This window comes from Xylanibacter sp., assembly GCF_057607445.1.
In genome coordinates this window covers 36,782-50,402 of record NZ_DBLZAX010000011.1, presented here as the reverse complement: position 1 = coordinate 50,402, position 13,621 = coordinate 36,782, and the positions used below count along the sequence as shown (strand labels likewise).

Genomic DNA, 13,621 nt, shown 5'->3' with positions numbered 1-13,621 from the left:
TGTCTTATATTCGTTCTATTTGTGAATTCAAAATCCACCCTTCACGTCCATCTTCAAGTTCAACCTGCTTCCAATCCTTCATGGTGTCATCTATTATCTCAACACGGCTGCCTTCATGGACTATGACCGTTGCTTCACTGTTTGCCACAGGGGTCTTACGCAAGCCAGCTGATGGCGATATCACGATTGCTCCGGTTCTATTTGTCAATATCTGCTTTTGCTCATAAGCAAAAATATTACTGAAAACAAAAACCAAAACAAATACGACAGCACTATAAAAACCAGCTTTACGCAACACCAGTTTAGGAGCAAACAAATAAATCAAAACAGAAATTAATGCAATAACAATGCAAACGATAGCAATATTTGCCCATTGGTCAACGCTTGCAAGATTAACCAACGACTTGTACCATGTCACAAAAAACATCTCCGACTTCGGCGTAATCTTATCAATCGTCTTTGAACGTGCCATCTGAAGATTGAAACGTATATCAGCATCTCCCGGAGCCAACAGCAAAGCGCGTTCATAATTCAAGACTGCTCGAGTTATATTGTCTGTACGATAATACGAATTGCCCAAATTATAATACAACTCAACGCTAGGCCCTTTCTTCAGAAGTTCCTCATAATCTTTAATTGCCTGCTGATAATGACCTTTTTTATACTCATCATCAGCATTCTTCTTTGTTACAGCACCAACTGATGCACAAATACAAAATAGCACAAGAAATACCAGAAACCTTTTTGAACTATTTTTCTTTGAGCCACTCAATGTATTTTCTATTTTTATTATTGCTGACATTGCTGTTTCAAAAGTCTGATTCATATTACCTTTTATATCTCCTGGCGCATAACGATTATATTCACATTCGTCAATAGCATGGATAAACATCGAAATTGTATTCTCATCGATGTCTTTAGACATAAGATTCTCTGAAATATTGTCTTTTGAAAGCCTTTCTACAGGAATATTCAATTTTGCACTTACATATCCCCACAAAGTTCTCAAAACTTCATCATAGAATTTCTCATGTTCATTTGCAGCCATCAACTGGCTTGCATACTTTAAGCGTTTTGTTGCGATACGATTTGCTTTTTTCTTCCTTAAATCTGTAATATTTGCATTGTTTATAGCACGCTTGCGGAAAAGAATCAATACTCCGGCAAACATGGCAAACAACACTGACAATATCGCCCAATAAGATGTTGACCCATAAAATATATCTGTCAAATCTTGAATTTCCACATCACCTTCCTTGATTGGATGTATGTCCTGGTTTTTGAGGTCACTGTAATCCGCAGAAAGTCCTGCGCTGCCGTCACCTTTAGCAACATCAAGTTTAAATGACTGTGTTTTAATCGTCTTATATGAGTTGGTAGACACATCATAATAAGTAAATTCCACAGCCGGAATCTCATATTTACCTTGATTACGAGGAACCGCCAAGAAATCATATATCATGTTGCCTTCTACTCCATTTGAAGTCAACTTTGTCTTATCTGTTATCTTTGCATCATATTTATCAAAATCCTTTGGGAAATTGACAACAGGTTGCTTTATCAGCTTCAAGTTTCCAATACCGCCGACAACAACACGAATAGTCACAGGCTCATTAGCCTTTATCTCTTTCTTACTTATCTGTGCACTAATGTTAAACTTACCTACACCACCGGAAAAATTAGCCGGACGTTTTGGTAAAGGATCCACCTGTATGGTCACACCTGGTGCTTTAATTTTTTTCTTGACCTCTATATATCCAGAACCTCCATTCAGAAATGCTTCAAAAGGATCAACATTACGATTTTGCTGAATAACGGTACCAGTAAATGTAATGCTCGGAATTTCAAGCTTACCCGTCATTTGAGGATACATAACATATTGACTCCAAGTCACACACCTATAAGCCCTTCCATTTACGCGTTCTATATGATACGACTTTTGTTGTGGAAGCGGTATTTCTTGCGTGTGAAAACCTGTAAGGTCAGGCATTTTACCCTCAAGTTCAGTCAAATCAACTAATGTATAAACCTTATATGTAAGCAGGACTGGCTCTTGCTCATGTACACGTCGCTTGTTTGCACTTACTTTTATAAACAAATCTCCACCTTGAATAGGCGTGCCGGCTTCTCTCAAACGAGGTTGATTATCAGAATCATCATGCATACGTGGCGAGCCTTTACCACTTTGACTTGCCCCAGAAACAGTGATCTTCACTGCTTTAGATGCTAACTTTCTTCCGTTAGCAACGACATGTGCAGGAGATATTGTGAAAGTACCATTCTTTGAAGCGCACAATATAAAAGTATAAGTAACAGATGAAGTACTGCTTGTATGACCGTTTATCATCTGAAAACTTGATTGAGAAGATGTGTATGGACCAGTTATAACTTCCAAAGCCTCAGGCACACTTCCCAAACGAAAATCACTAACATTCTGGGTACTAACTGTATATGTCAACCTAAAATTTTCGCCTGCAGAAACACGTGAAGGTGCATTAACTATAAGTTTCTGTGCATTTGATACAATTACACAGAATAAACATAGCTGTAATATCAATAAATATTTTTTCATAAATACAAACTTCTAATTTATCATTATTACCAGTTTTTCTGCAAGCGACGAGAACTTGGCTTCTGTAAAGCCTTCTTCATTCGCTGCTGTGTTGCCTTCTCACTCTGCATTGCAGCATTAAGCAGCTGCTCTGCATTATCCTTGCTCATCTGCTCCTCTTTAGGCTTTGCCTGATTGTCCTGACCTTTATTTTTATCTTTTTCTTTATCGTTCTGCTTATCCTTGCCGTCCTGCTTATTTTTATTATCCTTTTCTTGCTTCTTGTTCTGATTGTTCTTATTGCCCTGTTTCTTCTGCAATCTTTTACAAAGAGCTAAATTATAGCGTGTTTCATTGTCTTTCGGATTATTTCGCAAAGACTGTTCGTAAGCTTTGATTGCCTCACCATACATTCTATGATTTTGGCAGATTACTCCTATATTATGATATACAAGAGCCAATCTTTGCTTATTTTTTTCTATTTTTGCCGCATTAAGATATTGCACTACAGCAGCAGAGTCTTTACTCTGCATCATAAGAGCACATCCCAAATTATAAATAGCCTGTGAATTGGCTGAATTTTTAGAAATAGCTTTTCTATACATTACTTCCGCCTTGTCATAAGCCTTTTTGTGATACAAGCGATTTCCATCACGCACAAACTGACGATCTGTCTGTGCTATTGAATCTATGGATATCCCCAGTAATATAATTAATAAAAGATGTTTTATCATATTAACTTATTGCAGATTTTATCTATTTTTTATTTAAACAGCTTTATCTTCTTGAAGAATGGGTTCTTGCGCTCAAGAATCAACATTTCTATAATCAGAAGAATAAGCACCAATATTCCTACGGCCTGAAACTGTTCATCATATTCACTATAAACGACACTAGAAATATCACCCTTCTGAAGTTTCGTTAGTTCATCATTAAGCTGGCGCTGTGCAAGACTTGTATTATCAACATGTATGTATGCACCTCCACCAGCTTGAGCAACCTGCTTACACATTTCTTCATTAAGAGCAGATATCACCTCCTGACCTGAATTATCTTTCATATAACCGCCATTACCGTCTGGCACTGGTGAACCTTTTGTTGAACCAACTCCAAGGACAAAAACCCTAATGCCATTCTTACGTGCCTTTTCAGCTGCCTCAATAGCTCCTCCTTCGTGGTCTTCACCATCAGTTATAATCAATATTGCACGTCCGACCTTATCTTGCTGGGTAAAACTTTTTGAGCTCAACTCTATAGCTCCAGCCAGATCAGTACCCTGAGTTGCTATCAATGAAGGATCTGTATTCTGTAAAAACATCTTTGCAGACACATAATCACTTGTAATAGGTAATTGAATAAAAGCGTCACCTGCAAAAACAACAAGCCCAACTTTATCATTTGTAAAATTGTCAACCATGTTTTCTACAAGCATCTTACTCTTATCCAATCTTGACGGAACAACATCTTCAGCTCTCATTGAGTTACTAATATCCAATGAGATTATAACTTCTATACCTTTACGTTTTTCTTGACTTATCTTTGTTCCCATCTGCGGACGTGCCAACATAACTATCAACAACGCCAAAGCCGCTATCATCAGCCAGAATTTCAACGACTTACGGGATGACGAAACGTCAGGCATGAGCTGCTTTAGTAAGGACAAATCACCAAACTTTTTCAGCTTAAGCTTACGTTTACGCATCTCCAGCAATCGTATTACGATAATAACCGGAATAATTATAAGCAAATATAGAAAGGCAGGATTTTCAAATCTGAACATAACCTTATATTTAATTTATTATGGAATACGACGAAAGACTGTCAATCTCAATAGTATTTCCAATAAAAATACGATTAAAACAGCCAATGCAAATGGCTGATATACATCATACCTCTTGGAAAACTTTTTTACGTCCATCTTTGTCTTTTCCAACTTATCAATATCCTTATATATCTTTTTCAATTCAGCTGTATTTGTTGCACGATAAAATTGTCCGTCTGCAGTAGAAGCTATCTCGCTTAAGGTTTTCACATCAACATCTGCCCTCATATTGACATACTGAATCGTACCGGCAACCTGCATAGGGTATGGAGCCATTGTCTTGCTTCCAATTGCTATTGTATATACACGTATCCCTAAACTCTTAGCAATATTAGCAGCTGTCAACGGAGAAATATCTCCACGATTATTACTTCCGTCTGTCAACAAAATAACAACCTTACTTTTTGTTTTACTGTCTTTTAAGCGACTTACAGCATTTGCCAATCCCATGCCTATTGCGGTACCATCCTCTATCAATCCCCTTGCAGCTATATCTGTACGCACATTCTGCAATAAATTTATCAATGACGTATGATCTGTTGTCATTGGGCATTGTGTAAATGCTTCACCGGCAAAGATGGTAAGACCTATATTATCATCAGGACGCCCAGAGATAAACTCTGATGCGACACTCTTAGCCGCTTCAATACGATTTGGCTTCAAATCTTCAGCAAGCATACTTGTGGAGACGTCCATAGCCAACATTATATCAATACCTTCTACTGTACGACTACCCCAATTACTATGAGTTTGAGGACGAGCTAAAATTACAACAACAAGCACAAAAACAATAATGCGCAATAACATAGGTAGCCACATCAAGCGCACACGCAGACTTTTCGGAGCATACTGATATGCATGTGTATCACTCATGCGCATCGTAGGCTCACTCGTCTTTCTATGAAGCAAATACCAAATTAAATAAGGTATGAGCAACAGCAACAACAAGAAATATTCTTTATTGACAAATTCCATAATTTATAGTCTCCTATATCAACAAACTAACTTGATATATTGCAAGAGCCAAAAGCGAAATACTTACTACCACAAGAACTATTATTGAAACCTTCAAGATGGTCCTTGAACGCATATTACGTTTATCTGTTTCTGTAAGTTTAGGTTCTATTCGCTCAACAACAGGCTGATTTTCTACCTTAGTTGTATTAATAAATTCTATTGCATTTACCAAGTTGGCGTCATTCTCATTAATAAGTGTCGAATATTTGGCGAATTTAACAAGGTCTGCCGTAACGAAAAGTTCCTTCAATTCGTCTACCATTTTCTTGTCGTTCTCGTTTTGCAGTCTTGTTATAATCTCAGAACTTGTCATCTCCATTGCATTAAATCCGAAACGCTCTTTGATGTACTTACGCAACACATCTGTAAGAAGTGTGTAGTAAGCTTTTTGATCTTCAGACATCAATCGACGATCAGACTTAATATGCTCTATTTCACTTAAAGCCTTTTGGTGAGGCAATACTTTTTTCACTATTCTCACACGCGCAATGACCGGTTTATTTTCCTTAAGGCGTGTCCACAAATAATATGCGAGCACTCCCATAAGAACAAACAACACACTAAACCAAAAAGGAGAAGCCCAATCTTCCCACTGAAACGGATTATTCTGTACATCCTTTGGCGGAAAGAACTTTTCAGGATGCAATGTATCAACAGGAACAGTCAACACCTTAAGGGCAAGACTTTTGCTCTGATATTTTTTACCATCAACAGTCACCTTCATTGGCGGAATATAATACAGATTCTCGTCAAAAGAAGTCAAAGTATAACGCTTTGTTACTTTAATAATATTATTATCCAATTGTGAAGTATCAGCCTTTGAATCAGACAACACTTCAACGCCTGGCGTTATATACTGTGAAGGCTTAAATACGGGCATTTTAATAACAGCTCCTTCCTTGGCTGTTACAGTCAATACAACATCTGTCTGTTCACCAATAAGAATCTCTATCGAATCTATTTTTGACTCGACAGACACCTGAGCATATAGGCCTAAGACACAAGCCACTAATGATATAATACAAATAATACGTTTCATTTAATCATGAATAATCAATTTAACCGCAGCACATGTTTTATTAACTACGCATGGCAAACAGTTGCATCAATGATTTTACATAATCCTGGTCAGTCGCAATAGATATATTATCTACATTGCTTTTATTAAATATAGAACTTAGTTCCTTTTGTCTATTGAGCCAATACGAATAATGAGCATCACGCAATCGCTTGTCGCTCGTATCTATATACATCTCATGTCCGGTCTCTGCATCACAAACTTTTATCAAACCTACATCAGGAAGAGACTTGGCACGTGGGTCATATACTTGCAAAGCAACTACATCATGCTTACGGTTGCATATTGTCAATGCGTTTTCAAAATCGGTGTGCGTGTAGAAGTCACTCATAATAAATGCTGTACATCTACGTTTTAACACACTTGTGAGAAACTCAACAGCCTTTTTCAAATCCGTCTTTTTACTTTCAGGATGAAAATCCAGCATCTCACGAATTATAAAAAGTATATGCTTACGACCCTTTTTCGGAGGGATATATTTTTCTATTTTATCAGAAAAGAATACAACTCCTATTTTATCGTTGTTCTGTATGGCACTGAAAGCAAGTGTTGCTGCGATTTCTGCCACCATCTCCTTTTTCGTTGTTTTCTGTGTTCCGAAATCTAAGGAGCCACTGACATCTATCAAAAGCATTACCGTAAGTTCACGCTCTTCCTCATATACTTTGACATAAGGTTTATGAAAACGCGCAGAAACATTCCAGTCTATATCACGTATATCATCACCATACTGATAATCACGCACCTCACTAAAGGCCATACCACGCCCTTTAAAGGCAGAATGATATTGCCCGGCAAATATATTATTGCTGAGCCCGCGAGCCTTTATCTCGATTTTTCTAACTTTTTTGAGAATGTCCTGGGTATCCATCAAGGAACCTCCACCTTATTAATTATATCACTTATAATTTCTTCACTTGTAACATTAGTAGCCTCTGCTTCGTAAGACAAACCGATTCTATGACGTAAAACATCATGGGCTATTGCTCGTACGTCTTCAGGAATAACATATCCGCGTCTCTTGATAAAAGCATATGCACGTGATGCTCTAGCCAAATTAATACTTGCACGTGGACTGCCACCGAAAGTAATCAAATCCTTCAATTGTGATAGTCCGTATCTGTCAGGATATCTTGAGGCAAATACGATATCAGCAATATATTGTTCTATCTTTTCATCAATATACACCTTTTCAACGACCTTACGTGCCTCAACAATATCATCGGCAGTAATAACCGGAGTTACCTTCGGAAGCGAACCTGCAAGATTTTCTCGTATAATGAGTTTTTCCTCTTCAAGTGTAGGATAATCTATTATTACTTTAAGCATAAAGCGGTCAACCTGAGCCTCTGGCAGAGGATAAGTACCTTCCTGTTCTATCGGGTTCTGTGTTGCCATTACCAAAAAAGGATTCGGCAAGCTGAAAGTCGTACTTCCAATTGTTACCTGATGCTCCTGCATTGCTTCCAGCAAAGCACTCTGCACCTTTGCTGGAGCTCGGTTTATTTCATCCGCCAATACAAAGTTCGCAAATACGGGACCTTTCTTTACCTGAAATTTCTCATCTTTCTGAGAATAAATCATTGTACCGATTACATCGGCCGGCAAAAGATCGGGAGTAAACTGTATACGGCTGTATTCTGAATCGATAAGTTGAGACAATGTTTTAATAGCCAGTGTTTTAGCCAATCCAGGTACACCTTCTAACAATATATGTCCATCGCTAAGTAGTCCTATTAAAAGTGTATCAACCAAATGTTTTTGTCCTACAATAACACGGTTCATACCCGCTGTGATGTTAGCTACAAAAGAGCTTTTTTGTTCTATCAAGATATTCAACTCGCGGATATCTATAGATTCTGCCATAATTCCAAATTTTATTGTTACACTTATTTTACCCGCAAAAATACTACATTATGAATTGATGTGCGAAAATTTGGGACTAAATAATATTAAAAAAGTTTCTTATTACTTTATTATGCCTATAATATAAAGCGCTTTATCCATATCAATAGCACAAACGAGACTACTTCAATATTATTCAGAATGACAATATTAAACCATATCATTACAACAAAACAGATTGATTTCTGTCTTTCCCAGAATATCCCATACGGATAAAAACTGATTCAAGACAGAAATCAATATTAACTATTCATACAAATGTAAAACTATTTACACAGATTGAGAAATACTTATTATCTTATAAAAACTCATATTAGCCCCCAAACTGCCAATATCGTTATTTTTGAATAAAAATACTAAGACAAGTTATCGTGACTATTACTTCTTTTTGCTCACCAGTTTTGGTATTTTCAGTCGCATACCTTCCCTTATATCAGAAGTTCCATTATGAACCATTATATAGCATTCCATACCTTCACCAAGATAGAACCTTGAAATTTTGCTCAAAGTCTCGCCTTTCTTTACTGTAACCACTCTGTCTGTACCCACAATACGATAAGCGCCGGTTCTGACTGCAGTTGCTGCATTTTTCAAATCCGCTCTTTCAACAGTAGCTGAAGATGGTTTTGTTGGCACATTCCCTTCTCTTTCAGACTTCTCTATCGTATTTTTATTTACGTTTATCGAATCCTGTAAATTCTGCTTCAACTTATTATCAGCAGATTTAACAGAATCATTATTTGCCATCGTATCGGCAACACTTGTATTGGCAGACGCAAGAGGTTGCTTTATTGTAACATATTTTATCACAGGCTTAGTATTACTTTCATTCCAATAGATACCGCCCCAAAAAGCCAAGGCTGCAACAACAAACATTAAAAAGATCCTATAATACCAGGCCATGCCTGATTTGCTGTGTATTTTTTGTACGTCAGAATCATCGTGAACTTCGTCTATACGACCGGTTGCGACAAATTGTTCTATGGTTTTATTAGCAAACCTTTCAGTTTCAACATTTTCTTTCTGTCCTGTTTGAATTTCTCCTTCAGGTACATTTTCAGAATCTTGTACACAATTTTGCGAACCTACTTCATCTTCATTATCACAAATAATTGACGCCCCTGTCTCCTCTTCATTTTTATCCTCAACAGCTAAATCCACAGGCTTTGAATCAGTAACAATATCATCAGCATTCAAACCACCTGCATTCTGTTCCGAATAATCCTTGTCGTCATTTTGCCCACTTATAGGTCTAGCAGAATTTTCTGTATTTCCAGATGCAGTATCTTCTTCTAAATCTTTGCCACTAATACAATCCTGGTTATCCGACCGACCTTGCTCAAATTGAGGCAAATCGTAGTTGCTATTAATGATATTAAAAGATTCCGTATTACTTTCCTGAGAATTAGTCTCATCAACCTCATCACTTATATTTTCAGAATCAACATCATCAATGCCGTCATCTTTCAAATCAGAATCGTCAGGAGTCTGTACCTTTGCCATATCCTCAAGTTCAACCCCGTCATTCAACACAACAGTTTCAAACTGCGCAAAAGGCTTATTCACCAAATCGCGCATAACAGGATCTGCAGTAAAAGTTATTTTGGCGTGACTCTCTATCAACACACGCTCTCCTGTATTTACATTTACACTTTCTCTCTCACGAACATCAATAACTTTAAATGTGCCTAATCCTTTTACTTTAACTGCTTTTTCGCTGTGCAGACCTTCATTTATCAAATCAAAAAACGAAGAGACAAAAGCCTCAGCATCCTGCTGCGACAACCCATGCTTGCCTGCTATCACAGCAGCTATTTCCTGTACCGAATTCTTTGCCATTATCCCTGCCCTCCATTTTTAACCTTTTCTTTAAGAGATGCTATTGGCTTAAAACCGAGAACAAGTTTTGGAGGAACAAGCATGCGTTGTTTAGTTCCCGGATTTACGACTATTCTCTCAAGACGTTTTTTTACTTCAAAAGTACCAAATTTAGGAATAGACACAACATCCCCTTTCTGAAAACAATCATTCATGGAGTCTATTATTGTGTTCACCATTTTTTGGGTATCATCCTGCGTATATCCCATTCTCTGAGACAACTCAGAAATAAAACTTTTATTGTTCATACAAAAACATTCATATTAAATCAAGCATAGCGTAAAAACACGATGCCAAACATTACCAACAGCCTAATTATGGTATTTTATACTATAAGGCAATCAATAGTTTACTGTACCATACAGGTCAAACTCTTCTGCATCAGTTATTTTCACATTATAGAAACAACCTGTACGAAGACGTTTTTCACTTACAGGTATGAGAACCTCCGGATCTACTTCAGGAGAACTAAATTCAGTTCTACCAATATAATAATCACCTTCTTTTCTATCTATAATGACCTTAAACACCTTTCCTATTTTCTCAGAAGCAATCTCACCACTTATATTCTGCTGTAAATCCATTAAACGGTCCAAACGTTTTTGTTTAATATCATCAGCAATATCATCATTATAATGAATTTCACTATAAGTACCTTCTTCCTCTGAATAGGCAAAAGCTCCCATACGCTCAAACCGCGCCCATTTGGTGAACTCCATCAATTCTTCAAAATCCTCGTCGGTTTCACCAGGAAAGCCAACCATAAGCGTTGTACGCAAATGAATGCCTGGAACCTCTTTCCTTATACGTTCTATCAACGCATAAGTTTCTTCCTTAGTTATATTTCGTTTCATTGCCTGAAGCATATTGTCAGAAATATGCTGTAATGCAATATCCAAATACTTACATACATTTGGTTTTTCCCTTATGACATCTAAAAGTTCATAAGGAAAATGTGTTGGATAGGCATAATGCAAACGTACCCACTCTACACCGGGAACATCTGCAATTGCAGATATTAAATCAGCGATATGACGTTTACCGTCTATATCAATGCCATAATATGTTAATTCCTGAGCAATAATCTGAAATTCCTTTACTCCAGATGCCACAAAAGCCTTTACTTCCTCAATAATCTCTTCCTTTGGCCTGCTGACGTGCCGTCCGGTAATCAGCGGTATGGCACAATAAGCGCAATGACGGTCGCATCCTTCACTAATCTTTATGTATGCGTAATGATGCGGAGTTGTAAGGAATCTCTTATTTCTGCAATCCAACACTTCGGCCTTACCTAAATCGGTAAGCAACTGTTTGAAGTCAAACTTCCCGTAATATTTATCTACCTGAGGTATTTCCTTTTCCAGTTCTGCTTTATATCTTTGGGACAGGCATCCCATGACATAAAGTTTGTTTATACGTCCCTCTTCCTTTGCCTGTGCAAATTCAAGAATAGTATTTATACTTTCTTCCTTTGCATCACCGATAAAGCCACATGTATTAATGACAGCAATTTCCCCTTGTGGATTTTTGCTGTCATGTACACATTTATATCCATTTAGCTCAAACTGGCGCATAAGAATCTCACTGTCAACAAGATTCTTAGAGCATCCCATGGTTATAAAATCTATCTGGTTCTTTCTCACTTTTCTACCTTAAAGAGTGAATCTACAAATTGTTTCTTATTAAACAGCTGGAGGTCTTCCATTCCCTCACCCAATCCAATATATTTAACAGGAACCTTCAACTGATCTGATATTCCTATCACGACACCTCCCTTGGCTGTTCCGTCAAGCTTCGTTATGGCAAGACTTGTTATTTGAGTTACAGCAGAGAACTGCTTAGCCTGTTCAAAAGCATTTTGTCCGGTTGAACCATCAAGCACGAGCATAACCTCATCCGGAGCCTGAGGAATGACCTTTTTCATCACATCCTTTATCTTCTTAAGCTCATTCATAAGACCGACCTTGTTATGCAAACGCCCTGCAGTGTCAATCAACACAACATCAGCCCCGTTAGCCTTTGCAGAACTTAGCGTATCAAATGCAACACTTGCGGGATCAGCACCCATCTGCTGTTTGACCACCGGAACTCCGACACGTTCTCCCCATATAGACAGTTGCTCTACAGCAGCTGCACGGAACGTATCTGCTGCGCCAAGGTAAACTTTCTTGCCGGCTTTCTTAAATTGGTAAGCGAGCTTGCCTATTGTTGTCGTCTTTCCAACGCCGTTAACACCTACAACAAGTATCACATAAGGAGAATGGTCTTGCGGCAGTCCCCAATCATCATTGTCCTCGGAGTTATTTTCAGCCAACAAGGCAGCAATCTCATCACGAAGTATGCCGTTAAGTTCTGACACTGAGACATATTTGTCACGTGCAACTCTTTCCTCAATTCTGCGAATTATTTTTAATGTTGTATCAACACCGACATCAGACGTGATCAAGACTTCTTCCAAATTGTCGAGCACATCATCATCAACTTTAGACTTTCCTGCGACGGCACGGGCTATTTTTGAAAAAACACTCTGCTTTGTTTTCTCCAAGCCCTTATCTAAAGTTTCTTTTTTGTTCTTATTAAAAATACCAAATAACCCCATAATAAATATTTTGCTACAAAATTAGTAAAATGAACTCACATCCACAACAAAAAAGGCTGCAAAATTATTTGCAGCCTTTTTAAAATATCTCATATTCAAAGATTAGTTCTTAAAAAAGTCTTTAACAGCCTCATTAGGTACCATCTGCTCGTCAAAGATATAGGCACCTGTCTTAGGACTTTTCACCATCTTAATAACCTTAGTATAAGCGCGACCATCCTTTGAACCTTCGTGGAGGGTAGCGACGGTTTTCTTTGCCATTTTCTAAAACTGTTTTAATTGTTATTACTTAATCTCCTTGTGAAGAGTCATCTTCTTCAAGATAGGATTATACTTCATCAACTCCATTCTCTCAGGAGTGTTCTTGCGGTTCTTTGTTGTAACATAACGGCTTGTACCAGGAAGACCGCTATTTTTCATTTCGGTGCACTCCAATACAACCTGAACTCTATTACCCTTAGCTTTCTTTGCCATTGTGCTTATTCTCCTATAACTTTAATATCCTTCCAATCGCAGTAGCCTTTAGAAACAGCCTGCTTAAGAGCTGCGTCCAAGCCAACCTTATTAATCAAGCGCAAGCCAGCCGCACTTATCTTCAAGCTTATCCAGCACTGCTCTTCTACGTAATAGAATTTCTTGCTGAAAAGATTCACGTCAAAGCTGCGTTTTGTACGATGCTTTGAGTGTGAAACGTTATTTCCAATCTGAGCTTTTTTCCCTGTTATTTGACAAATCTTCGACATTGCAATCTACGTTTTTTGTTTAATCTTT

The 13,621-nt window shown here is 37.7% G+C and carries 14 protein-coding genes; all 14 read right to left on the bottom strand.

The window, feature by feature from the left end; all coding sequences use genetic code 11:
* Window positions 1–4: 4 nt before the first annotated feature.
* The 14 genes from ACZMIG_RS09715 to rpmB all read right to left on the bottom strand — a co-directional run bounded on the left by ACZMIG_RS09715 (window position 5) and on the right by rpmB (window position 13,593).
* A complete protein-coding gene (locus ACZMIG_RS09715) occupies window positions 5–2,572 on the bottom strand; it encodes a BatD family protein (protein WP_487889482.1) in 2,568 nt (855 codons plus the stop codon).
* A gap of 26 nt (window positions 2,573–2,598) precedes the next feature.
* Complete coding sequence (locus ACZMIG_RS09710) at window positions 2,599–3,285, bottom strand: tetratricopeptide repeat protein (RefSeq protein ID WP_418874780.1); 687 nt, start codon at window positions 3,283–3,285, stop codon at window positions 2,599–2,601.
* A 29-nt stretch (window positions 3,286–3,314) separates the two neighbouring features.
* Window positions 3,315–4,331, bottom strand: coding sequence for a vWA domain-containing protein (locus ACZMIG_RS09705; protein WP_125104105.1), 1,017 nt, complete (start codon window positions 4,329–4,331; stop codon window positions 3,315–3,317).
* An 18-nt stretch (window positions 4,332–4,349) separates the two neighbouring features.
* Window positions 4,350–5,348: a vWA domain-containing protein gene (locus ACZMIG_RS09700; protein ID WP_418874781.1), complete on the bottom strand. Its 999-nt coding sequence runs from the start codon at window positions 5,346–5,348 to the stop codon at window positions 4,350–4,352.
* Between the two features lie 13 nt (window positions 5,349–5,361).
* A complete protein-coding gene (locus ACZMIG_RS09695) occupies window positions 5,362–6,429 on the bottom strand; it encodes a BatD family protein (protein WP_418874782.1) in 1,068 nt (355 codons plus the stop codon).
* 40 nt (window positions 6,430–6,469) lie between these two features.
* Window positions 6,470–7,339, bottom strand: a complete 870-nt coding sequence (locus ACZMIG_RS09690) for a DUF58 domain-containing protein (protein WP_021854944.1) — start codon at window positions 7,337–7,339, stop codon at window positions 6,470–6,472.
* Window positions 7,339–8,334, bottom strand: a complete 996-nt coding sequence (locus ACZMIG_RS09685) for an AAA family ATPase (protein WP_125104103.1) — start codon at window positions 8,332–8,334, stop codon at window positions 7,339–7,341. The genes ACZMIG_RS09690 and ACZMIG_RS09685 overlap by 1 nt, the downstream gene beginning before the upstream one ends.
* 417 nt (window positions 8,335–8,751) lie before the next feature.
* On the bottom strand, window positions 8,752–10,212 hold the full coding sequence (locus ACZMIG_RS09680; protein ID WP_418874783.1) for an HU family DNA-binding protein: 1,461 nt from the start codon (window positions 10,210–10,212) through the stop codon (window positions 8,752–8,754).
* On the bottom strand, window positions 10,212–10,499 hold the full coding sequence (locus tag ACZMIG_RS09675) for an HU family DNA-binding protein (RefSeq protein WP_021854947.1): 288 nt from the start codon (window positions 10,497–10,499) through the stop codon (window positions 10,212–10,214). The genes ACZMIG_RS09680 and ACZMIG_RS09675 overlap by 1 nt, the downstream gene beginning before the upstream one ends.
* Window positions 10,500–10,592: 93 nt before the next feature.
* Window positions 10,593–11,894 carry a 30S ribosomal protein S12 methylthiotransferase RimO gene (gene rimO / locus ACZMIG_RS09670; protein ID WP_418874784.1) on the bottom strand — a complete coding sequence of 434 codons (1,302 nt, stop codon included), beginning with the start codon at window positions 11,892–11,894 and terminating at the stop codon, window positions 10,593–10,595.
* Window positions 11,891–12,850 (bottom strand): signal recognition particle-docking protein FtsY, encoded by a 960-nt coding sequence (gene ftsY, locus ACZMIG_RS09665; RefSeq protein WP_021854949.1) that lies wholly within the window; start codon window positions 12,848–12,850, stop codon window positions 11,891–11,893. The genes rimO and ftsY overlap by 4 nt, the downstream gene beginning before the upstream one ends.
* Before the next feature lie 102 nt (window positions 12,851–12,952).
* Window positions 12,953–13,111, bottom strand: a complete 159-nt coding sequence (locus tag ACZMIG_RS09660; protein ID WP_006950479.1) for a DUF4295 domain-containing protein — start codon at window positions 13,109–13,111, stop codon at window positions 12,953–12,955.
* 24 nt (window positions 13,112–13,135) lie between these two features.
* Window positions 13,136–13,324: a 50S ribosomal protein L33 gene (gene rpmG, locus ACZMIG_RS09655; protein ID WP_021851691.1), complete on the bottom strand. Its 189-nt coding sequence runs from the start codon at window positions 13,322–13,324 to the stop codon at window positions 13,136–13,138.
* Window positions 13,325–13,329: 5 nt separating this feature from the next.
* A complete protein-coding gene (gene rpmB / locus ACZMIG_RS09650; protein ID WP_021854950.1) occupies window positions 13,330–13,593 on the bottom strand; it encodes a 50S ribosomal protein L28 in 264 nt (87 codons plus the stop codon).
* Window positions 13,594–13,621 lie beyond the last annotated feature (28 nt).